Below are 25,204 nucleotides of genomic sequence, written 5' to 3' on the forward strand. Positions count from 1 at the left end.
AATGAGATTATTCCAGAAGTTTTTAATAAAGAGACCGATCAGTACCTCCGCATTATTTTTAAGTTTTGTAATACTCGGATTGATTTCTCTTACAAAGCTTGAAATTAGATTATTACCTGCATTAGATTTACCTTCTATAACGGTTGTAACAGGTATGCCGGGATATGCAGCAGATGAAGTAGAAAGCCTTGTGAGTAAACCTATTATTGAAACCTTAAGCTCTGTTCCAGGAATAAAAAATATATATTCAGAAACTATCGAAGGTTTATCCCTGATCCGAATTCAACTCAACTGGGGACAAAAACCTGAAATTGTATCCTTAGACCTCAGAGAAAGATTGGATAAACTTAGATCTTTTTTACCTGAGAATAGTCTCCGCTCTATTATTTCTCGATTGAGTTCTAATGATAGACCAGTTCTGGAGCTAATCATAGTTCCAAATCAAGAATTCAAGGAACTACGTTACTTGATAGAAAGCAACTGGAAGCCCGGCTTAGAACGCATTGATGGAGTAGCTCTTGTGGATATTAAAGGAGGACATAAAAAAGAAATTCAAATTAAAATAGATCCAAGGCTGATGTCGTCTTATGGTTTAAACCCGGAGGATATACAGGAATCTATACTTAAAGAAAACCAATCTGTTCCGGCAGGCTATCTGGAACAGGGCGAAAGAAGTATCTTAGTTCGAACGGGTTCTTCTTTTACAAAAATAGATGATCTGGAAAATGTACTTATATCGAGAAGAAATGAAGAAAGGGGAGTAAGTTTAAAAGAGTTTTCTGCAATAACAGATTCCTATAAAAAAAACGATTTGGCTATATTATACTCAAAGAAAAATGTAATTTCTCTTTCTATCTATAAAGAAGCTGAAAGCAATACAATAGAAACTGTTACTCATGTTTTAGATTATATCAACTCGCTGAAGCAAAAGAATAATGAGTATAAAATAATATATTTATATAATGAAGCCGAAGAAATACAAAATAGCTTCATAAACCTGAGCCTTGAACTGGGTATTGGTTCCTGTTTAGCTTTTATATCTCTGCTTTTTTTCTTAAAAAACATCAGAGCCTCCTTTCTACTCATTTCGATGATTCCTTTAAGTATCTTCTCTACATTCTTTTTCATGAAAGTGTTTGGCCTCAGCCTTAATGTAATGAGTCTCGGAGGATTATCCTTAGGGATAGGTATGTTAATCGATTCCGGAAATGTAGTATTAAATTCTATGGAAACATTTAAGAAAGAAGGAAAAAGCTATTTACAGTCTGCCTTTCTTGGCACAGAAGCAGTCAATTCTTCTGTTATTTCCGCAGTATCCAGTACCCTGATAGTATTCATCCCTATTTTATTTTTAGATGGAATCACAGGAATCGTATTCAAAGAAACAGCAATTACGGTTAGCATTTCACTTACATTTAGTCTGTTTATTGCCTTAAGTCTTTTACCGGCCCTTTATGGTATCCTGAAAGAAAAAGATTTAGAAGTTCAAATCCAGAGAAATCCGAAATATGAAATTATATATTTAAGAATATATGAATATTTCTATCAGCATAAAACTCTATTTTTCATAGGAAATCTATTAATTCTCTTTATAAGCTTCCTATTACTCTTTCGAATTCCTCTTTCATTATTACCGGAAAGTTCAAGCGGAAGAATCATTATTGAAGTAAGCAATTTTAAAGGAAAAAGCTTAGAATCAAGCATAAACTTATCACTTAAAATTAGCAAAGAACTTGAAAAGATTGAAGGTCTCAAACATATCGTTGCATTCGTTGGTAAAGAAGAAAGTCTCATTTCAAATATCAGGGGAGAAGTAAACAGAGGTCCCGAAAATATTCAGTTTCTAATTTTGCCGGAAAATAATATGAATCTCCTTAATAAAATAAAGGAGATTAAAGAAAAATTAAAATTTTTCCCGGAAATAGCAGTAAAAGTAAAAAAGGAAGTAGATACATTTTCCCGTCTCTTAAGTTCAGATGATAAGCGTATTTGCCTTGAACTTTATGGTGAAAATCGTAATAGACTTATTGAATATTCTAATACTTTACATATAGCTCTATTAGAATTACAATCTATTGAAAATATTGAAATTCCCTCACTTGAAAAAAAAGAGGAACATCATATCATTTTTGATTTAGAAAAGATGTCATCTTACGGACTGAGTGCAGATAAATTGGCTTCTTTTTTTAAAACCGGAGTTGAAGGTATTTTAGCAGGTAAAATGAAACAGGAAGAAGAAAGTAGAGATATTCGCCTTATCATAAATAACCATAATCTGGAGGATCTCCTTTCACGATCTATAATCAATACAGAGGGAAAGTTGATTCCTATCTCCGGATTTACTAAAATACAAAATTCAGATTCTTTTAAATCTTTGGAAAGAAAAGGAAATCGTCCACTTTTGAAAATATTTATTGAGATACATAAAAGTTCATTAGATGAGCTAAAAAGTTTAATTAAAAACTTTCCTTTAGAAAATACTTATTCACTTAAAATTTCAGGTGAAAAAGAAAGTATGGATGAATCATTTCAGGAATTGAGTATTGCCCTGATCCTTTCCTGCATTTTTATTCTCTTTCTTCTAAGTTCACAATTTGAATCCCTACGTCTCGGAATATTATTGTTTTCATTAATACCTTTTGTCTTACCCGGAATAGTCTTTGCTCTTCTAATGAGCGGTAAAAGTTTAAATATATCTTCTTTTACAGGTATTATTCTTTTACTTGGTATAGTTGTGGATAATTCTGTTTTATTTTATGAATACTATTCTCATGAATTAAAAGCAAGTAATACTACTCATGCTGAAGGAGCAAGAAAAGCAGGGATCAATATTCTTCGACCCATTCTTATGAATTATTCAAGCACAATTGCAGCTTTACTTCCCCTTGCCTTAGAATTGGGAAAGGGAACGGAATTTCAATCTCCCCTGGCTATTACCGTAATAGGAGGATTGTTTGCCTGCGGAAGTCTATCTCTATTATTTTTACCTTTGCTCTTCAGTTCAAAGAGAATACAATGAAGAATAAACTTGGTTTTAAGTTACTATGTCTTTCCTGTATACTCTGCGGATTATTCGTCTTACCCAGGATAAGATTTAAACTCGAACACGGAAAAGAAAATAGAAATATTGAAATAGAAACCAGGTATAGATCAGCAGGACCCGAACGTGTAGAGGAAGAAATTAGTATCCCCTTAGAGAGAGAATTATCGAAACTTGCGGGTATTCAAGAAATATATAGTATTTCAGAAGGAGACAAATCGAGAATCTATATAAATTTGAATCCGAATATAAACCTTCAAACTTTCAAAATTCAAGCCGGAGATGCGATTGAAAAAGTTTCCGCTTTTTTTCCTAAAGAGATATCCAGGCCTTCTATCAATGGTGGAAAAAAGGATCGTGAACCTTTTTTGATATTTACTCTTCCGGAACAGGAAAAAGAAAGAGCACAGAAACTAAAGAAGAAGCTTGAAGAACTAGATGGAATTACAGAAATCATTCTTGCTGGAAATGAAAAAGAAGAATTTCGTATAGAATGTGATGTTTCCCTTATGCATTCTTATGGATATTCCTACTCTGATATATTTCAACAATTCCAAAAAGAACACAGTCGCAGTATAGCCGGAAAGCTTAAAGTAGGAGATACAATAAAAACAGTTTTATTGAATAATCGTTTTGAAAATATAAAGGATTTGCAGAACATATTTTTATTACCCAAAAACAGTACGGCCATAAATAGCATAAATAATATTTCTAATATTTTAAAAGTAGAGCGACGTGCTGAAAGCTATGCTAAAACAAATGGAAAAGAAAGCCTTTCTTTTTATATTTATTCAACAGAAGAAGAGAATCCTTATTTCTTGTCTCAAAAGATTTTTAATATATTGCATTACCATTCCATCAAATATCATGTATTTTATGACAAAGGAGAATTATATTATGTATCTTATATACGCATCATATCCCTAATAACTCTCTGCTATTTTATACAATTCTTTTATTCGATTAAAAATAATAATTTTAAAAGATTTTTAAGCAGAACTTTTTATGAAAGCACAGCTTTAAGTCTTATTGTTATATTCTTATATTTATTTAAAATAGCATTCGAATTATACACTATAATTAATATTTCTTGTAGTTTAATTATATTCCAATTCATATCTTTTTCTATAGACAGGAAATCTCGTATACTTTTTATATCACAGGCCTTAAATCTATTTATTTTTTTATATATGGATTGTGGAGATAATTCTGCCTATACTTTCTTAGTTCCTTCATTTCTTTTTAATCTGTTATTGTATTCTTTCTCTCAGTCAAAGGAAAAAAAAATAGGAATATTAAAGAAACATAATTATTTTTATTCTTTCAAAACACTCTCTTTAGTTTTTAGTATACTTTTTCTTTTTTCCTACTCTAATAGAACTGCTTTTACTCTTCCGGAAATGGAAGAGGACAAAATATACTTTACTTTTGAATTTCCTTCAGGTACTTCCCTTCTGGAAACTCGCAAGAAAGCAGAAATATTAGAGAATCGAATCATGACTATGTATCATAGCTCCAACATAACACTTCGTATAGAAAAAGGAAAAGCTCATTTTTATATAGATATACTTAATATTTCGAATAGATCAACTTTTGAAACGACTGTTCATGAACTATCAAAAGATCTACAACCAGCATTTGCTTATTTTCCGGGTAAAGATGGTGCACAAAGAGAGAATGAAATATATCTGGATCTATACGGTCAGAATATACAAATCTTGAGAAAACTTTCAAAAAATATTAGCCTTCTTTTAAAAGCTGATTCTAATATTACTAATATTTTATTTCATTTTGGAAAACCGGCTCCGGAATATAAGGTTGAAAAGGAAATAGAAAAATTAAAGTATTCTTCAAACGCTTTAGACATCGGAAATTTCCTGCGTTTCGCAAAAGAGGGAATTATTATAGGTAAAATAATTTCGAATGAAGAAGAACACGATCTTCGGCTGGTTTCTTCGAGGCAATCCCTTCCTGAGAAAAAAGATTTGTTAGAAGAAAATCTTCTATTAAACGAAAAGGAAATAAATCTTGCAGATATAGCCAGTATAGAAGAGTTGTATACAGAAACAAGCATTAGCCGGAGAAATAAAAAAAGAAGTCTAAGAATGAGTCTCTATTTAAAAAACAGGAACGATAATACAGTGAACTTAAAAAATAAATTACAGGCTTATATAAAACTTCCCCATGATTATGAGATAAAAATAAAATCTAAGAACTCGGTAAATTTGGACAATAGATACCTTTTTGTTTTATATCCCTTATTTACATTTATCTTATTTCTCATATATACCAATAATCTAAAGAGAGCCTTAAGTTATAGTCTATTTAGTTTATGTATTTTTTATTTACTTTTTAATTTACTTATTTTATTAAAATTGAACTTCCATCCGGGATATTACCCTATCTTCAGCTTCTTTTGCAATCCGGGTGCTTTTATTATTTTTTTAGGAATAAAATCTCTAAAAGAGTTGATTTTTTTTGGAAGTAAATATATGAGAATATAAGGAGATATTTTATGAAGAAATTTAAACTACTTTTACTTATAGCCTCAATATCCTTATTCATTTCCTGTGCAATGACAGGCGTTCAATCAAAAACCTCACCAGGTTCCTTGTTTACTATGGTTACTGAGCCGGTTTCAAATAGTGGAGCTGTTGCCGGTCCTAAAAGAGGAGAGGCATGCACTACCAATATTTTAGGTATTGCTGCAATTGGTGACGCTTCCATTTCTACAGCAAGGCAATCTGGTGGTATAACTAAAGTAGCAACAGTAGACAATAAATACTTCAATGTACTTTTTCTTTTCGGTCAGTACTGCACAATAGTAACCGGAGAATAATTTTTCAAGACTCAAATGAAGAATTTCTACAATTCTTTATTTGAGTTTTTTATTATATACTTAAGAAACTTTGAAATTTTCTCAGCCGGAATAGGAACTCTAAAGTAATGATCATTTCTCCATAACGGGAAGTTAATTGAATTTTTAATTATAGTATCACCAAGAAGATTCATTCCCTCATTAGGTCCGTATTTACTTAATAAATTATAATAAGGTCGAGCCCTTGAGCTTATCATTGTATTAGTTGGAACTCCAATAATATTGATTACTTTTATTTTCTTGGGGATTACAATACTATTAAAGTACTCAGGATTGTATTTTATAGATAAAAGTCCATTCCAATTGTATGCATTCATTAAGAAATATAACTTTGCTTTAAAATTTGCTAAATAATTATTAGATAATTCATCCACTATCAAAGTTCCCTTATTTATTCCTCCGATATTTATCCATCCAATAATTTTTTGCATATTTTCCTTACACATATTAATAGATTCTAAAAAATCAGTACTTCCTTTACTTGCGGATACTATTATTAATTTAGAATATTCATTGGGTCTCTTTAAGAAATTACAAAGTATAGAAGCATTTTCATATATTGTTCCGGTTTGCTGTGTATTCAACACATTGCTATCTATACCCAGTTTTAAAGCTATATTTCTGATACCTTTCGCCGTGCTATCGACAGAATCATGATCCTGATAAAACATTCCGGGAAGGACCAATAGTAATACTTTCTGAGTTTTAATATTTTCAGCTTCATGATTGCTCTGCTTTTCTTTTAAATATTCAAACAAAAATTTAGTTTCAAGGACAGCTCGGTGATAAAACACAGCACTTGCTTTATCAATCCCCTCTTCGCGCATAATTCTAAATAGGGCTTTATTATCTAAACTATTTAAATTAGTAAAAGATTTATACTTCTCCGCCCATTGTAATAAATTCCTCTCATCATCACAAATGGACTCTATATAAAACTCTTCACCCGAACATTTTATTTTCTGATGAGTTTCTGAAATAACACTTGTTTTACAATTAATAAAAATTAAGAAAAATATAAAAAGTATAAATTTCAAATGAAATATCATTTTACTCCATCAAAATAATATTTAAATTTTTACTTTTAATAGTAATAACAAAGCATAGATTATAATTAGCAAAAATGTAATTCCGTAAAAAACAAAAAGAGTTTCCGAAAACATAATCCGAATCACACCCGGAACATCTTTTATAAATCTGCCGACGTTCATATCAAACATGAGCTTATTCGATCTGGGCCTTTCATCTATAACCCAGTTATAAAGTTTTCTAAATAACCTTTCCTGCTTCAAAAAATATGCATCTAATATCCAAAATATTAATAGAGGTATAATACTTAATACAAGCTTAGGAATATCCATTTCTCCGCCTCTGCCGAGAACTACAGTTCCCATAACCAGGGTAATCATCCAACCCTTTACCAGAAAAGAATTCGCTGCCATCCTTTTTATTATATCCTGAATTAGATCAATTTCTTTCTTGAACAAATCATTGTCCATTTTATATTCAGAATCTTCCATCCTAAAACCCCCCTTTATTAACTTTGCGCCTTCCCATACCCATAAATAAAGGAAGGCACAATAAAGCCATAGATCATTTTTTCTTTGGTAGGATAACTTTTTTGCCAAGTTGCTTCTTTTCAACTTCCGGCTGTTGGGTAATATGTCGGTAGCATCTTTCAAACCCGGTACCACCAAACTCAAATTTATCCAGAACGTAGAAAGTATTGGAACCTAAAAATATAGGGATATATTTTTGATCATCCGGATTAAAAAGCACGGGGATAAATTTATTGTTCCTGGTATTGCTGTTGTAGATAATATTTGTTATTACCGCTCCTTCCCAGGTAACACCTTTTCCCTTTCCGGCTTCTTCGTGTCCCATGGCTCTTCTGTGGTAGGTTTCGGTACAAACCATAAGAACATAGTCAGCCTGCTCTACCTGATTGATCATCCACTTCGCCCAACCTTCTTCCGGAGAAGTTTCAAACTGATCCAGAGCACAATCCACACCCGAATCCCTGAGTGTCTGGGCTAATTCCAGCATCTTCTCCTTGTGTTCTTCACTGTCCCAGCTATAGCTGATAAACGTCTTGGGTATTTTTTCTTCTTCTGCCATTCTTCAGATTCCTTTATGAGACTTCGATTAAAAGTCCGTATTCATAGTATTGCCTATTGACATTAGCAATTTAATTCTAGAAAATGTCAAGAGCTAAATTTTCACCTATTTTTTGATTTCAGGAGTCTTTTGAAAAAATGAATCAAAACTCCAGCAATATAAATTTATTGTATTTTTCGAATTGTGTGATTTGCTCTATCGGCTATATAGATAATTCCTCCATTGATTACAATTCCAGACGGAGAATTAAAAGTGGCATCTGTGTTGATTCCATCACCACTTCCGGGAGTACCGGCACTTCCAGCAAGGGTAGTAACCTCTTCTGTGGATAAATCAATTACTCGTATTAAATGGTTATCCGTATCAGCCACATAAAGATTGGTTCCATCTGTTGTTATTCCAAATGGAAAATTAAAAGTGGCAGCGGTGCCGGTTCCATCATCAATTCCGGGAGTACCAGCACTTCCGGCAAAAGTTGTAACTTCTCCTGTGGATAAAACTATTTTTCTTATTGTATGGTTACTCGTATCGGCCACATAAAGATTGGTTCCATCTGTCGTTATTCCAGATGGAGAATTAAAAGTGGCAGCTGTGCCGATTCCATCATCAATTCCGGGAGTGTTAATAGATCCCAAAATACTCTGGTTTGATCCAAATTTATCAATTACAAGTATTATATGATTACCCGCAATTGCTACATAAAGATTGGTTCCATCTGTTGTTATCCCTCGAGGATCGTTTAGGCCTGTGAATATTGTACTTACTTCCATATTGGAGAGCTTAATTTTTCTTATATTACCAGAACCTGCATCGGTTACATAAAGATTACTTCCATCTGTTGTTATCCCAAAAGGATAAACAAATTTTGCAGCTGTGCCGATTCCATCATCAATTCCGGGATTACCAGCACTTCCGGCAATAGTGGTAACTTCTCCTGTAGATAAAACCATTTTTCTTATTATATTGTTATCCGTATCGGCCACATAAAGATTGGTTCCATCTGTTGTTATTCCAAATGGAAAATTAAAAGTGGCAGCGGTGCCGGTTCCATCATCAATTCCGGGATTACCAGCACTTCCAGCTACTGTGCTTACCATAGGGTAAGTCTCAGTAGGAGGAATATCTGTGGGAGGAATATCTGCGGGAAGAGTATCTGAAACACAATAAAGTACAGCGATATTTTCTTTTAAATAGTTTTCAATTCCCTTTGCTGGATTTTTTATTTTCACACTATATTTATCATTTACACTGGTAGTACTTGACCAATACTCATTATCTGCATCAGCTTCAGAAATCGCATCTTGAGCATATAATATTCCAACTATATAATTTATTTCTTCAATCGTTGGTATTCTCCATTTTCTATCATTTAAAGTCATTTTGTTACAGTGCTGAATTCCTTCCATCCAGGAGATAAATTGTATTTTAGTACAATTAGGTCCACCGGTATCAGCATTATAAGGACACAAATGAAGCACTATCCCATTAGTATAATCTGTAATAATCTTATCATCGTCATTCCTAGTATACAGGACATTAGGAGGTTGTTTTAATTCAGGTCGACCAAGATCTGCATATACCGTTTTATCTACAGCCCTTGTGGACGTTTTAAGACTTAGAATAATCTTTGATGTATCTTCAAGATGGTAAAGATTTACATCATATAGAATTTGGCTATCTATTACCGCTCCTATTTGCTCCTGGTTATAATTTTCGCGCGTAAAAGTCAGAGGGCCTTTTAAGCTTAGTCCGCTAGTAATCGTGCTACTTAAGGTAACCTGCATATCTTCTACCGGTTTCATATTTAGCTTAACCATAATATTACCGGGAAAATTTTTACGATATATAGTTGCAGGTGTAATGCTAATCCAGTCTCCTTGAGCTTCCTTATGAGTAATTTTTAGAGTTTTAGAAACATAACCATAATCTGCACTAATAGTAATATTCCCTGTTTCATCTTCCGCATTATCGTCAATCAAAGCCGCTATGGTAAAAGTCTGGTCGGAAGAATAGTTTCCGGGAGTAAAGGTTAAGGTAAGCGAATTACTACCGTTCAGTTCGAGGTAGGGAGTATCACTAGTAATAGTTATAACTGCATCCGTCTCGGGAGCTTTGGCCAGATGGATTTTTATTTCTTTTGTGGTTCCCTCATCGATACTCGTAGGTTCCTCGCTCAAAGTATAGCTGGAATCAGAAGGTTTCGCTCCAAGGAAGATACCCAGCAATTTATCAGTACCTGTAGACCCCAGCTTCTGAGGTATACAGGAAGTGACAATAAGAATAGCCATTACAAGTAAAATTATTTTTTTCATATTTCTCTCCTAAAGATAAATCCTATTCGGCCCTATAGTAAAAGCTATTCTTCTCATAAATCTTTTACACAATAAAAGGTGCCGGCTAATGTTTTAGAATTATAAGTATAAGTATAAGATCCATTAGAATTTACAATATAATAATATGCTTTATTTTTTTCATCCCAATTTGAATTAAGTGTCCATATTCCATTATCATAAATAGGAGCAGGAAGTACTGGCTCATTCAGTAATGAGTATATATGGGTTCCCAATTCTTGTATAGTCGGTAATCGCCATTTATTTCCTGCTGTAGTTATATTAGTGCAAGTATTAATTGCAGCTTGCCATGTAGCCGTTTGCCCTGAGATACAGGTATTATTTACATCATTGTAAGTACTACCATAGATACATCTCATCCACTCTAATTTATTATTTATGTCCCTGTAAGTATCATTATATTGGCCACCGGTTAAATTTGTAGATTCCAGAGAATTATCTGTAGAAAGATATATTTTTTCAGTTTTTGAAAATGCACCTGCCTGTGCTGTAATAGAAACATTTTGAAAATCATCGAGATGATATAATTCAGGATTCGATAAAACGAGTTTACTTATCGCTAATGCTGTTTGAGGTTGATTATAGTTAGAAGGCGTAAAAATTATTGTACCCGGAATTGTTATTCCCGTAGTAAAGGGGATCTGCATAGTAATCTCGATGTTCTCTAGCGGTTTCTTGTTTAAACTTACTTGCAAATTAACAGGAGTTAAATCGTCTAGTTGCAAGCTCGTCGGAGTTATTGCTATCCAATCTCCTGTTGCTTCCCCGTGAGTAATATTAATTGTTTTTGATGGATAACCATTGTCGGAAGTTATGGATAAGCTAATATTTGTTTCATCTGCTGAATTATTATCTAATAATCCACTTATAGAAATACTCTGGGTTTCATTATAATTATTCGAAGTAAATACCAGACTTGCAGAACTCGATCCATTTACTTCTATGGCAGGATTGTTGCTATAAATGGTTAAAGTGGTATCAGAACCTGGCTTATGAAGAAATTGAAAACCTACTAATTTCTCAGATCCCTCATCTATAATTAAAGGACTTGCTAAAGAATTTCCATCCTGGTCAAATATAATGTAGGGTGCAAGTTTATCCTTATGGGTAACGCTCAATGTTTTATCAGGAAGACCATTATCTGCACTGATGGTAATCGTACTAATTTTATCAACTTCATCTTCATCTATACCAGCCCAAACAGAAAAACCCTGTTCTATGCTAAAATTTGCCTGAGTAAAGGTAAGAGACAATGAATTTACCCAACCTGTTGCTGAAGATCCAAAAAAAATATTTTCATTATCACTGGTAATCGTAATTACAACATCTGAAGATGGCTCAGTTCTTAACTTTATAAATCCAGATTTTTGAATTCCACCTTCATCAACAATTGAGTCTATACTTATTTCATAATCAGAAGTATATATGATACTTCCAGAATCATTCACACAATAATAAGCACCGGTAGCTATTTTAGGATTGTTTATGTTCTTCATATTTAGGCTATCATATCCATTTGCATCTTGCAGATTATTATTAACTGTCGTTGAAGACCAGATTACCGGCTTTTGTTGAAGTCTGTCCTTAAAGCGTAAATGAATAATATGATTCATTAATTCGGAGTAGGTTGGTAACCTGGCTCCAATGTTATAGCACTGTGTTATAGCATCCTGCCAGGAAACAACATCTATTGTTCCCAGCTCACAATTTGAGCCATAGGAGCCATGAAGACAATACGGCCAATAGAGTTTATTGGCATCATCTGTGTATGCATCCCCACTATCCTGTATATCAGGAATAGAAAGATTCTGCTCATGATCTATATATATTTTCTTTTCTAATGCACCACTTATAGTAAATAAACGAAAGGTCATATATGATTTATCATTGCTATGATAGATTTCTTTATTTTTTAAGATATCTTTATTTACAATAAAAGCCTTTTGGTATATAGGATAATTCTCTGATATAAAATTTATATATTTTCCATTATAATTATCGCCGGAGCCTAATATTTCAATACCCTGTAAATTTTGTTGTGGTAATTTTTCTACTCCGTAAAATTGGGCAAATTCACCCTGTGCTAATATTACCATACCTTTATCCCTTGGATCAAAATTCATTTTGACATATAAATACTCTGGAAGATCTTTCAAAAAAACTGTATTGGGATAAAGAACCACTGAATCTATACCATTGTCTTTAAACGTAACATTAAAAATTTTAGTTGCATAACCATTATTTGCACTAATAGTTATTTGTCCTGTTTCATTTATATAATCTGCATCAGAATAAAGCATCATGATGTCCTGTGGTTTATCATAATTATCAGGAGTAAAAATTAGCTCTTGATCAAAAATAATAAGACCTTCATTCTCACTGGAAATGCTAAGCTCTACATCTGATTCCGGTTTGGTCGCAAGGTTTATTTGTAAAGTTAAAGGCATACCTTCCTCTATTACGGAAAGCTCCTGACTCAGTATATATCCCGGTTCTTTTGTGATAAGTTGATTACTATCTATATCAGCTACACAATAAAATGTTGCATTATTTTCTTTTAAATAGTTGATGGAATTATAATTTTTAGTATCATAGACTTTCGCACTTAATGGATCGCTCGTATCAGTTGTTGAAGACCATACGAGTGCACCGGGTAAAAATTCCTTATTAACTATATAATACATTGTAGTTATATGGTTTTTTAACTCAATATTAGTAGGTAGTCTCCAGCGAAATCCATTACGACTCAGGCTATTACAATAAGAAATTGCATTCTTCCATGAAAGGGAGCTTAATCGTCCATCTTTACAATCATCGCTACTCTGGTCGTAGGCACATTTCTGCCAGATTAAATTGTTTTTCTTATCTATGTAGTCTTCCTGATATGTATCAGAATCGATCAATTCATTTACATAGATTTCATAGGTATCTAGATCAATTATATCATCATAATAATCTTTTTCAATAGCAATAAATAAACCATATATATCAATAAGGGTTTTATCATCATTAATATATACTTTTTTATCAGTTGAAAAAGTATGACTTATCGAGTTGATTGAAATATAAGCTTTATCATCTATATGATAAAGCTCTGTATCAAATAATATATCCTTACTTACAGAAAAAGCAATCTGTTCTTGAGAATAATTTGATGGTGTAAATGTTAAAGAACCTTTATTTTCTATTCCCAGAGTTAATTTGGATGTCAATGCTAAAGTTATATCCTCTAATGGTTTTACATTAAGTTTTACTGTAATATTTCCGGGTAGATTTTTCAAAAAAAGGTTATCAGGAGAGACAGTAATCCATGCACCATCGCCCTCTTTATGAAGGATACTCAAATTTTTTGTACCATATCCATAGTCAGCATTGATAGTGATGCTACCCAATTCATCAACACTATTATTATCTATGAGTGAGGTAATCGTAAAACTTTGATCCGATGAATAATTATCAGGAGTAAATTTGAGAGAAATAACATTGGAATTGTTTAGTTCAAAATATTTGGAGTTACTGCTTATTGTAACTAAAGTATCTGATTCCGGTTGTCTTATAAGATGAATTTTAATTTCTTTAATAGAACCTTCATCAATAAAAGAAGGTTCCTCACTCAGACTATAATTTGAATCGGAGGGCTTCAAACCAATCAGAAAAGCAAGAAGTTTATCAGCTTGAGTAGAACCAAGATCTTTTAAACCAACACAGGAAACGGGAATAAAAGTAAATAGGATAATTAAAAGCTTCATAATATTCCTTTTCAACCCCATTTGTATTGTATTTATTTCCAGCTTCTTCACTTTTATAAGTCCCTTACACAATAAAAAATTCCTTTTTCAGTTTTGGGATGTGATACAATTCCGGTAGGTGGTAAAAACCCTTTGATATTTCCCGTATTATCTAAGTCCGTTGTTGAAGACCAAACCTTTACATTATTTAATAATAAATTTAATGTATCTAAATAGAGAAGGTGTTGTGTTAATTCCTGGTAAGTAGGTAATCGTGTATTTTGACTGTTACAAACGTTTAATGCATCTTTCCATGGAATATATTGAACTGTTGGTTCTACACAAGGTTGATTATTGTTATAGATAGGACAACTAAAAAACCACTCTAAGTTATTTGCACTATCTCTAATTATCCTATTGCTGTCATGGCCATCAATTGAACCACTATAAGTTATATTCGGAGTTAAAAAAGTTTGTTCATCATTTACATATATGTTTTTATTAATTGTAACAGAAGAACTAGTATCAGAAACTACAACAGAAATGGAAAGATAAGGCCTATCATTATCCTGATAAATATTAGTATTATTTAATACCTTTTTATTTACTGTAAATGCAGCCTGATATGTTCCATAATTAGAAGGAAGAAAGGTTAAAGGACCTTTGTTTTCAATTCCCTGTGATTGACCGGAGCTTAAAACCATTAACATTAAAGTTTCCGGTTTTATATTTGATTTAATATAAATGTTTGCCGGTAATTCTTTTAATGAAATAGTATTAGAATAAATGCTTATTATGTCCTTACCGGTATCTTGATTTGTTATACTAAAAGTTTCATTCGCATAACCATTATTTGTACTAATCATAATATTTGCTGTTTCATTTACTGTATTCGCATCCATTAATGCTGAAAAAGTAATTTCTTTTTGATAGTAATAATTATTAGGTGTAAATGTAAGGGTTGTAGGATTTACTTTTATAGCATCATTATCACTGGTAATTGTAACTACAGTATCCGATTCCGGTTTCGTGAATAAAGATATCTCAATTGTTTTAGAAGAACCTTCGTTTATTATAGAAGGCTCTTCGCTTAGCTTGAGACCCGGAGAAGTTGTTGCTAAAACTTGCTCATCTTCTGTATCTGCAACACAAAAAAAGGTTGAAGCATTATCCTTTATAAAATTAATAGCTCCACTGGAACTGTTATATAGCTTTACACTGAAAGGATCATTATCACTGGTTGTTGATGTAAAAATTTCTACACCAAGATCTATTACAACATTATAACCTATAGCCTTTAAATAAGGATACATTGAATACATAAGTTCTTCATAAGTAGCCAATCGCCAGTTATAGCCTTTTAGAGTTAAACTATGACAATAAGATATCGCGTCTTTCCAAAATAAATAGCTGATTTTCCCTGAAGCACAATTTACTCCACTAAGCTTGTGAGGACAATAATTCCAGATTAATTGATTTGCTTTATCGGTAAAAGTTCCATCATAATGAAAAACAGGATTCACGGTAGCAAATGTCTTTACCTGGTTAACATAAATTTTTTTTCCAACAGATATTGATTGAGTTGAGGCTGTAACTAAAAAATTTGAATAATCATCTACATGATAAAGATTTATATTGTTTAAAATCTTTTTATTAACCGTAAAAGCAATTTGCTCTATATTATAGTTTTCTGTAGTAAAAGTCAAAGTCTCTTTACCAACAACTCCTGTCGAAATATTAGATAATATAGTTATACTAATATCCTCAACAGGTTTTGTATTTAATTTTACTTTAATATCACTTGCTATATTTGTTAAATAGACTGTATCAGGTGTAATGCTAATCCAATCTCCTTGAGCTTCCTTATGAGTAATTTTTAGAGTTTTAGAAACATAACCATAATCTGCACTAATTTTAATATTCCCGGTTTCATCTTCCGCATTATCGTCAATCAAAGCCGCTATGGTAAAAGTCTGGTCGGAAGAATAGTTTTCGGGGGTAAAGGTTAAGGTAAGCGAATTACTACCGTTCACTTCGAGGTAGGGAGTATCACTAGTAATAGTTATAACTGCATCTGTCTCCGGGATCTTAGCAAGGTGAAATTTTATCTCTTTTTTGGTTCCCTCATCGATACTCGTAGGTTCTTCGCTCAAAGTATAGGCGGAATCAGAAGGTTTGGTTCCAAGGAGAATACCCAGTAATTTATCAGTACCTGTAGATCCCAGCTTCTGAGGGATACAGGAAGTGACAATAAGAATCAGTATTACAAATAAAATTGCTTTTTTCATAACTCTCTCCTGAAAACAAATCTCATTAGCAAATATAACAATTCAAAACTTAAAATTTATCATTAAAAGTATCCGCTCATCCTACTGACTACCGGTTTAAATCGGTAGTCAGTAGGATGAGCGGATATCATTAAAATCGATAAGTTAATTGAAACCCTCCGTATGATTCCAATTGGAAATTTTGTTTTCGAGTTCCATAATCCATTCCAACAGAAATCTCATCTATTTTTTTATATTTAAAAAAGTAATAAGAATCAAATACATTCCAGGCCCAGAAGCCAACAAGTGCTCCCAGAATAATATTAGTTTTTTTGAATTGAGAATTATACGAAGACTCCGCAGATTGTTTCATAAAAAAATTGAATGCTGATGTCTCTCCCACATTTCTAGAATAAGGAATTAGAGGAACACTGCTATAGGCAGCTCTCAGATTTTGAAGCTGATGATAATTCGAATAATAGTATCCCAGACCCAGAAGGCCTATCGCAAAATAAGGGTAACCAACCGACATTCCAAGTTTTTTTCTTTGATTCACATGCTGGCCCCAACCCGGAACAAGAGCAGAACGCAGGGCGATTTCGTACTCAGTATAAATCTTTGGAAGAGGAATATCGGCGAGACTATGCTCGGGATCTCCGGCAGCTGCCGTAAGGGCGAGATCTCCAAATTGTTCACCATAAATTTTAGTAAAAGGTAATTGCTCATTCGGATAGTTTTTAATCGACCATTGCCTCATCTGGTCTTCAAGATAGCGTTTTATCTCAGAAAATGTAACCACTCCATCCCGATTGCCATATTTTCCTTTATCTGCTTCCCCTTCCATTCCCCTGATAAGAAACTCAGTAAATATTCCGTTGTTTTTCCCTTCGAAACTGGGCTTTCCGGCTTTTGTGGAAAAAACAGTAGCACCTACTTCCGATGCAGCAAATTCCTGGTTTTTTAAACGATTACTCACAGTTGATTTTGTTTTACTTTTCACAAGACGGCAGGCATCAAGCATGAGTAAGGATTTTTTTACTTTATATTCTTTTAATTTATCAACAATGTCCTGGATTTTTACTCCGGAAGAAATCTGGTCACTCTCCCTGGCATCTGTTGGCAGGAGATATCCATTTTCAAAATTATCCGAAACTCCGTGACCGGAAAAGAAGAATAGGAAAAAATCTTCCTTCTTTAAGCTTTTTATGATACCGTTTAATTTGGTCTCAATTTTATTTTTTGTTGGATAATGAAGGTCTGTATGGTCAATTGCATCTGTCATCAGATAGACTTCGAAATCACCATAGGTTTTTAAAATATCTCTAATCCGGATGGCATCGTTCCGAGCTTTCTCAAGATTAGCTATATTAGCATCTTCATATCTATTTACACCCACAATAACCGCTATTCGACGACCGGCATTCCCATCCAGATTCGAAAGTCCGTATCCTTCTCCTTCCTTTCCACTTCCTTTCGTAGCGAGTGTATATTTGGGTTCTTCCGTCATCTTCGATTCAGTGGTTTCTATTTCACTTCCAGTTCCTACCGGCACATCTACTTTCTTTTCTTCTCCAGTATTTTTTTCAGGAACTGTAGCTTCTGTTCCTTCCGGATCCCCTGATTTGTCTGTACCATCAGTTTTCTTTCCATTTTCTAAAGGTGAATTATTTTTACTGGATGCCTGAGCTCGGTTTTTCATATTTTGTTTATTCGAGTTTTGGGTTTTTTGTTTTGCCTTTCCTTCATTTTCTATAAATTCATAAAGAGTCGTTTTCTTCTCGGAATATAGAACAAACGGAAATAAAAATAAAACAATAGCCCAATAGATTACCAGAAAAGTACTTCCGTTTTTTAGTTTCAAATCTTTCATCTTATATGCCTGATACATTTAATTAGAGACCTGCATATTTTTCCTAATTAAATTTCCTTTCTTTAATCTGTTGTATCAATTTTCTATCTCCTCTTTCTTCTGCCAGCCTTTCTGCTTTTATGTTGATAGTTTTTGCTTTTAGTAAATTTCTATTTCTCAGATATACCTCTGCCAGCAGGTTAAGAATATATGGATCTTCCTTAGAAATTTCTAAACCTTTAAGACAGGCCTGTAGAGCTAATTGTAAATCGATCCTACCCCCCCCACCCCTGTTTAATTCATTGTATGCGATTGCATAGTAATATAGTGCAGTATTGGGAGTGGGATTCTCATCAGGCTTAATTTCTGAAATTTCTTTTCTTTCCAGTATATCAAATAACTCGGTGACCTGCCTTTTTCTTTCTGTGAACTGGTTTTTCTTTCCAAAGAATAACAAATCCTCCCTGCTGAGAATATTTTTCATATAAGAGGATACTCTTTTTTCATGAAAAGAATCAACAAATTTATTCTCTTCTCGACTCTTCTTGTTTGCTTTCTCTTCTTTTAAAACCAGTTCCTTTAATTCATTATTATACTTAATTGCATTTAACTTATCATTCATAAGAATATAAATCCAACTAAGAGTTTCCAAATTTTCCCAAAACTTTGGTTGAAGCTCATAACTTCTTAAAGAGAATTTTAAAGCTAGTTGTAGATCGTTTTCATCGGGATTATCCCTGAAAGCAAGATATCTGGCTGCCGAATGACAGAGGGTATAATTGTCTTCTATCAGGGGAAAGGCTTTTTGATAGTCCCTGTTTTTTAAGTAGAGCATCCCCAGTTCAATTTTCGCCGGTTGTAGTTTCGGGTTTATCTCCAGTGCTTTTTTATAATCTGAAATTGCTTCTTCTAATTTTTCTTTACTTAATTCGGTATCATTCGTATTTTTTTCAAAATAGTGTCTGGCCTGGTTCAAGTATAAATATTCTTTCTGTTTTTCAAAAGTAAGAACCGGGTTTTCCGGTTTATCATTTATCTCCGGTTTATGATTCATTGCTACTTTACAATTTTCTTGTATTTCTGAAAGCTCATTTGCCGGATATAAATTTTTCTGATTACTTGACCAGTGCTGCATCTGCAAATTCAACTGTTCACAGGCATAAGGAAGTAAAAAAGGAATGCTGAAATCCCAGAGCTTTACAGTACTGTCATCTGATGAGGAAATCAGCTTTTTTCCATCCGGGTTAAAATGCACAGCAGTAACAGCGTATTGATGCCCTGTAAGACTACGAATTTCCTTTCCGATTTCAAGATCCCAGATCCTTATGGTTCTGTCTCCCGAACCGGTAACCAGAAGTTCTCCATTCGGACTAAAATCCAAAGAATAAATATAACTACTATGCCCTATAAGGGTATTTAATTCTTTACCTGTATTTGAATTCCATAATTTTATAGACATATCTTTTGAAACAGACGCCAAAATTTTTCCATCAGGACTGAATAAGACGCCCATCACGTAATCCTTGTGACCGAACAGAGTCTGTTTTTCTTTTCCGGATTTCACATCCCAGAGTTTGATAGTTTTATCATCAGAAGCTGAAGCAAGAGTTTGTCCATCCGGACTAAAAGCTATACTCCAAACATCTCCTGCATGTCCTTTTAAAGTTTTTATTTCTTTACCGGAACTTACATCCCATAATTTTATAGTATTGTCCAGGGAAGCAGAAGCAATGATTTCATCGTTCGGACTGAAGCTTACACTTTTTATATAACTCCTGTGACCGATGAGTGTTCGTATTTCTATGCCGGAAGCCAGATCCCAGAGCTTAATACTTTTATCAGCGGAACCGGAAGCCAGGATTTTTCCATCTTTGCTAATACTAATACTCATCACTGCATGGGTATGACCTTTTAAAGTGAGGTATTCTTTATTAGAATTAGTTTTCCATATTTTTATGGTTCTATCCGCAGAAGCTGTCGCAAATGTCTTTCCATCAGGGCTAAATTTCACAGCGAATACACTGTCATAATGGGAAGAAAACGAACGCTCTTTCTGTTTTGGCTGAATATCCCAAATCTTCACTGTTTCATCATCGGATGCTGATACTATCAGTTTAGCATCTGTGGTAAAAAATAAGCTATTCACAAAACTACTGTGTCCGATTAAGGAATGCAGCTCATCCCCGGTATTACTATTCCAGAGTTTTATACTCAGATCAGCGGAACCGGAAGCTATATTCTTTCCATCGGGGCTATAAGCTACTGTAAAAACACCTTCCTTATGACCTTTCAGAGTCCGAAGATTTCGAGCAGTTTTAATATCCCATATCTTCACTGTCATATCCCAGGAAGAAGAAACCAGGCTTTTTCCATCCGGGCTAAGATCAATATCACTGATAGCGGCTGAATGCCCTTTTAAAATTACAGGTTTAACTCTAGAATTTAATTTCCATATTCTTATAGTCTTATCATAAGAAGAAGATATTACTGTATTTGGTTCATTCGGAATGAGTAATATATCACTTATCCCTCCTTCATGTCCTGTAAGAATTTTAGTTTCAAGTCCCGTTTTTAAATCCCAGAATCGAATAGTTTTATCGAGAGAGCCACTAACAAGAGAAGCATCCGGATTAAGGTTTAAAACGGTAACTGCCTCTGTATGGCCTTTGATCGTTTTCAGTTCTTTTCCGGTTTTCAAGTCCCAAATCTTTATTGTTTTATCATAAGAACCACTTATTAAAATATCTTCACTCGGGCTAAAAACAAGTGCTACTACAGGCTTTGTATGGCCCTCTAAAATAAACAGTTCTTTAGCTGATTTTATATCCCAGAGAATGATGCGGTTATCATCAGAGGCGGAAGCGAAACGTTTTCCATCCGGAGAAAGGAGGACTTTTTTAACTCCTTTTTTATGAGTACTCAAACTTAAAATCTCAAGTGCTGTTCCAAAGGGATACATTTCAGGTTTTGAATATACTTCCGGTTTTTGCATGTTATAGACGTAACTATATAAAGTAGAAAGAATATTCACTTTTATTTTAGCATATTTATCTGAAATATTAACTCCCTTAAAACCGGCCTTTAATAATTCATAATAATTATGCATATAGTCTTTTTTGGTTTTATAAGAAGACTCTAAAAATAATGCATCTGAATTTAATTTATTGGCCTGGGCATCTTTCATTTTATTCCAGGAAAACCAGCTCAAACCTGATGCGATGATTAAACCGATAAGAGAAGCAAGCATGATACGAAATTGTAGCCTTCGTTTTCTTTCACTTTCCTCACGTTCTCTCTGAATTTCTCGATTCCTCGCTTCTTCTTTTTCCCGGATTTCCCTTTCTCGATTTTCTACAGATGTATGAATAAAATCTTTTTGTTCAGGGCTGATGTCGTCGGATTTTTTAGATAACCATTCTTCTGCTTCTAAAAGCTTATTCCCCTTCATCAGGTTCCCATCGATTTTCTCTTCCTTCCAGACTTTTAAAATCCCATTGAGACTTTCCTGCCAGAGACGGAAGGCTCTATTACTATCCATCCAGGTCCTTAACAGACCCCATTCTCGTATCAGGGCTTCGTGAACAACTTCTGCGGTAATCTCTCCGGTAGTAGTTCTATTTGTAACGATTAACCTTTCATCAGCTAATTTCTTAATAAGTTTGAAGTTTTCCTCACCGATTTCGGCCATAGTAGCAATTTTCCGGGTATCACCGGTACCTGAACCCGGTTGCACTAATTGAACAAAAATCTTCTTTACTTTTTCCTTATCTGAAGGATTTAATTCTTCATACACATCATCTGCATGTTTTACAAGAGCTCCTTTCACTCCACCAAGTTTTTCATAATCGGAGATAGTCATAATCCCCCGATCTTCGATTTCCTGTTTCTTCCAGAGTTCTAAAAGACAGAACTCTAATAGTGGTAAATTACCCGGCTCTTCTCCGATAGCCTGTATAATCAACTCAGATAGGCCGTTTTCTAGATTAAGTCCGGTTTCAATTGCAGGCTTTTCAATCGAAGCTGTCAATTCTTCTGAATTCATCGGTCCGATAATCAGTTTTTTTATATAGGCCTCAGTGTCTGCATTGTCGGTGAATATCGGAGCTGTATTTGGATTTCCCAGGGCTCGACCCAAAAAGTCAATCCGCATGGTTAATAAAAGTTTGCAACCCGGATCCTTTTCCTCATGTAATAATTTGGCTAAATCTAAAAAATTATTCAAAAATAATTTAGTTTTATCCTCTTCGTAAGAGAGAGTCAAAAGTTCCTCAAACTGGTCGACAAAGATTAATACATTTTTCTTGGTTTTGATTCTAAATTGTTTTATAAGACCGGTAAGGCTCACTTTCTCAGCCAGGAAACTACCGATAACTTCTGATGCTTTTGCATCTCTATCTTCGTTAGATATTTTTTTTCCCTTGACTGTAAAGAATGAATCTACAATCGAGTAAGCCATAGAGTTAATAGGGTTTAAACCCGGTCTCATTTTTAAAACAATAGTATTATCATTTTTTTTATAATGAGGTATTAAGCCCGCATAAATGACCGAAGACTTTCCACTTCCTGAAGGACCGATGACAGCTACCAGGGATTTGCTTTCTACTTCCTGGATTAACTTTTCAGTAAAACTTTCCCTGCCATAAAAATACTGGGAATCTTCCTCTCTAAAAGGAGCCAGACCTCGATAAGGACAAATTTTCGTATACGCTTTTTTAGTTTTAAGTTTTACCTGAGGTTTATCAGATTCCTGAAGGATATGCCTGTATAGTTTTTCAAAACCCTCCGGATTTTCCTTCTCATTCATATTATAAGAAGTATACTGCTTGAGTTGGACCGGAATACATTCCTTGTCCTTCTCCATATAAACGATGGGAATGAATTTTCCTCCTTCGTTTCTATTGCCCAGTTGGTAGAGAATATTTGTAACCAGATCAGCCTGCCAGATAAAATCTCGATTGGCAATAGAACTTATTTTTTTATCAGCCAGATTCTTATAATTTTCTGTATAAACAACTAAAACATAATCAGACTCTTCTACTTGATTTATTGCCCAATGTGTCCAGCCCTCAGGGGGAGAAATTTCATACTGATCAATATTACAATCTATACCATATTCTCTTAATAAATCCGAGAAATTTCGTATCCGTTCCTTATGTTCCTCACTGTCCCAGGTGTAACTAATAAAGGCCCGGGGGGGTAATTCTTCGATCTCTTCTGCCATTGTATTCCTTAAAAGAGCATAGGCTAAATTTTTATATAAATGTAAAATAAGGGGATTGTAAGAGATAGTTTCCAATTCTTACAACACATTTTTTCAGTTATTAAAAGAATTAAGAAAAGAGCAGTACCCACCTGTACTACTCTTTTTTATTGCAAACTTTTTTATTTATTACGCTTCTTTTTCTTCATTCTCTCCGTCTTTTTCTGCCACTTTTTCTTCAGTTACATTCTCTTTCTCTTCTTTTTTCTTGTTCTTCTCTTTTTTCTTCAAAGGAGAGTTATTGGGGTTACTAATTGCCTTTCCACCAATATAACCACCCTGACTGGTTAAAAGCAGAGTATGGAGAGTACTGGGAAGATCAGGAAGACCACCCAGAACGTTACTTTGAAGCAGGTTAAAAATGTAAATAAGGATGGCAATTGCCGTAAAGCCTAGGAGTTGCAATTTGGGTAATTCAATTTCCCCTTCCGGGTTTCGGATAAGGTCAATCAACATAGGCTTTTCATTACGTTTTATCTCTTCATCTTTATTATCCAGGTAGTTAGAAGTAAGTAAACCTCCAACCGAAATTCCCATCAAACCGATAAGGGAATAGTTAAAATCCGGTATTTTACCATTTTGCAGGATAATCCCCGAACAAATCGCCACATAGAAATAACTTCCGAGTAAAACTACGAGCCATGCAAAAGCCTGTGCCTTGGATAAACTGTACATATTCGTCTTTGTGTCCAGAACTATCAAAGCATAAAATTGTTTTTGATGAATAATTAAAGCCAGAGTTCCAATAAATACAATCGTAATCAAAAGACTCATAAAAATGATAATAGCTCTCCAATTATCATTTAAGATTGTAAATTTCTCCAGGGTAGCAGGTCTATTATTCACTAACACTCGAATATAAACCCTTTTACCAAATAGCCATTCCATTATACTAAAGGTATTTAATTTTGGATGACCGGGAATAGAAAAGCGGACAACCTCAGTAATTTTTTTATCATTTTTTGGATCTTCTTCCTTACTTAAAGTGTAAGGAACCGAATCAGCAAGTATTTCTTCCTTCCAGTAATTTAGATTTTCACCTTTTTTTGTTAAAAATTCGATTCTGATTTTATCGATACTTTTACCGAAGTATTCTCCGTAAACCATAATCGTATCCCCGGCAACTCCACCGGAGGGATGTAACTTTTTAATAATAGGTTGATTTGACGGTGCCTCCATTCGTTCAGGAGAATAGAAAGGAAGCTCCGCAAGAACTGTCTTTTTATCATGAGAAGTAATCCTTGCACAGTGCCAGCCTTCCGATACCTGATTTAAAGAAAAAATATTAAGTTTTAACCGTATTTTATCATGTATAGCCTGGGAACTGGCAATTCTTGTACTAACCCCATCAATTTCAATATTCACTTTAGCATCCTGAATATTGTAACCTTCCCCAACTACATATTTACTGCGTTCCTGAGGATCATGAAAATTAATCATAACCTCATATTGCTCTCGAGAAAGGTTTATTAACTGAAATACTTCAATAAATGCAAGTGGCTTACCCTGTATGCTGTGGCAGGCAGAAGATTTCTGGGTCGGATTTTCCCTGACTTCCTTTTTTTCTTCAACTACCTGCGAATATACCAAAAAAGATGGTAACAACAACAGAATAGATAGTATAAGTTTATGCATATATATTCCTATTTATTTTATTAATGAAAATGTGCTTTTACAGTCCCAAATCTCTTTTTTGAAGAAAAGGATAGTGAA

The 25,204-nt window shown here is 33.8% G+C and carries 12 protein-coding genes; 3 read left to right on the forward strand and 9 right to left on the reverse strand.

Annotated elements, in window-relative coordinates:
* Nucleotide 1 precedes the first annotated feature (1 nt).
* The 3 genes from H7A25_11350 to H7A25_11360 are packed head-to-tail and all read left to right on the forward strand — an operon-like array spanning nucleotide 2 to nucleotide 5,879.
* Nucleotides 2–3,019, forward strand: a complete 3,018-nt coding sequence (locus tag H7A25_11350; GenBank protein MCP5500492.1) for an efflux RND transporter permease subunit — start codon at nucleotides 2–4, stop codon at nucleotides 3,017–3,019.
* Nucleotides 3,016–5,544, forward strand: a complete 2,529-nt coding sequence (locus H7A25_11355; protein ID MCP5500493.1) for an efflux RND transporter permease subunit — start codon at nucleotides 3,016–3,018, stop codon at nucleotides 5,542–5,544. The genes H7A25_11350 and H7A25_11355 overlap by 4 nt, the downstream gene beginning before the upstream one ends.
* Before the next feature lie 11 nt (nucleotides 5,545–5,555).
* Complete coding sequence (locus H7A25_11360; protein ID MCP5500494.1) at nucleotides 5,556–5,879, forward strand: hypothetical protein; 324 nt, start codon at nucleotides 5,556–5,558, stop codon at nucleotides 5,877–5,879.
* A 26-nt stretch (nucleotides 5,880–5,905) separates the two neighbouring features.
* Here the strand turns inward: H7A25_11360 and H7A25_11365 are convergent, their stop codons facing one another.
* From H7A25_11365 to H7A25_11405, 9 genes are all read right to left on the reverse strand, one after another.
* Nucleotides 5,906–6,955, reverse strand: coding sequence for a hypothetical protein (locus tag H7A25_11365; GenBank protein MCP5500495.1), 1,050 nt, complete (start codon nucleotides 6,953–6,955; stop codon nucleotides 5,906–5,908).
* Nucleotides 6,956–6,988: 33 nt separating this feature from the next.
* A complete protein-coding gene (locus tag H7A25_11370; GenBank protein ID MCP5500496.1) occupies nucleotides 6,989–7,438 on the reverse strand; it encodes a hypothetical protein in 450 nt (149 codons plus the stop codon).
* A gap of 73 nt (nucleotides 7,439–7,511) precedes the next feature.
* On the reverse strand, nucleotides 7,512–8,036 hold the full coding sequence (locus tag H7A25_11375) for a TIR domain-containing protein (GenBank protein ID MCP5500497.1): 525 nt from the start codon (nucleotides 8,034–8,036) through the stop codon (nucleotides 7,512–7,514).
* A gap of 164 nt (nucleotides 8,037–8,200) precedes the next feature.
* Nucleotides 8,201–10,348, reverse strand: coding sequence for a hypothetical protein (locus H7A25_11380; GenBank protein ID MCP5500498.1), 2,148 nt, complete (start codon nucleotides 10,346–10,348; stop codon nucleotides 8,201–8,203).
* Nucleotides 10,349–10,401: 53 nt separating this feature from the next.
* A complete protein-coding gene (locus H7A25_11385) occupies nucleotides 10,402–14,136 on the reverse strand; it encodes a DUF1566 domain-containing protein (GenBank protein ID MCP5500499.1) in 3,735 nt (1,244 codons plus the stop codon).
* A 53-nt stretch (nucleotides 14,137–14,189) separates the two neighbouring features.
* A complete protein-coding gene (locus tag H7A25_11390; GenBank protein ID MCP5500500.1) occupies nucleotides 14,190–16,403 on the reverse strand; it encodes a DUF1566 domain-containing protein in 2,214 nt (737 codons plus the stop codon).
* A 130-nt stretch (nucleotides 16,404–16,533) separates the two neighbouring features.
* Nucleotides 16,534–18,252, reverse strand: a complete 1,719-nt coding sequence (locus tag H7A25_11395) for a caspase family protein (GenBank protein MCP5500501.1) — start codon at nucleotides 18,250–18,252, stop codon at nucleotides 16,534–16,536.
* 43 nt (nucleotides 18,253–18,295) lie between these two features.
* Complete coding sequence (locus H7A25_11400; GenBank protein ID MCP5500502.1) at nucleotides 18,296–23,452, reverse strand: TIR domain-containing protein; 5,157 nt, start codon at nucleotides 23,450–23,452, stop codon at nucleotides 18,296–18,298.
* Nucleotides 23,453–23,620: 168 nt separating this feature from the next.
* Nucleotides 23,621–25,126, reverse strand: a complete 1,506-nt coding sequence (locus H7A25_11405) for a hypothetical protein (GenBank protein MCP5500503.1) — start codon at nucleotides 25,124–25,126, stop codon at nucleotides 23,621–23,623.
* Between the last annotated feature and the right edge of the window lie 78 nt (nucleotides 25,127–25,204).

The organism is Leptospiraceae bacterium, from assembly GCA_024233835.1.
In the GTDB taxonomy this organism is placed as follows: Bacteria; Spirochaetota; Leptospiria; order Leptospirales; family Leptospiraceae; genus JACKPC01.